The following is a 419-nucleotide window of genomic DNA, read 5'->3' on the forward strand; positions in this document are numbered from 1 at the left end:
AGTTTCTTTTCTACCAGCCTGCCTCTTCCGTCATAACGGTACTGATAGCACAAATCATCAAGAAGTACATCGGTAATAGGCTGCTGAACGGCAGTGGGAGGAATAACAAAGGCAAGCTGGTCATATTCATTATACACATAGTAAGTATCTGCCTGCATAGAGGTTCCTACAAATTTCCTTACCAACAGGGTCTGACCTTTTCCGTTTTTGAACTCTAAGGTGGGGTTTCCATCTTCATCAGTAACAGTATTTTTATACAGGGTACCGGGAGCATACAATACTGCAGGAGATAAGGCAACACTGCTTTTGGTGGCTCCGTTCTCCCAGGTAGTGGAGGTGATATGCTGATACACTTCATTCAGAACATTGGTTTCATAACCGAATTTAACAGGTTTGGTACTCCAATCATTACCTACCTG

At 43.0% G+C, this 419-nt stretch carries 1 pseudogene; it reads right to left on the minus strand.

Annotation, left to right across the window (positions count from 1 at the left end):
• A pseudogene (locus BOQ64_RS23345) lies at positions 1 to 419 on the minus strand (RHS repeat-associated core domain-containing protein); the annotation flags it as partial.

The organism is Chryseobacterium sp. CH25 (assembly GCF_004119455.1).
Classification (GTDB): domain Bacteria; phylum Bacteroidota; class Bacteroidia; order Flavobacteriales; family Weeksellaceae; genus Chryseobacterium.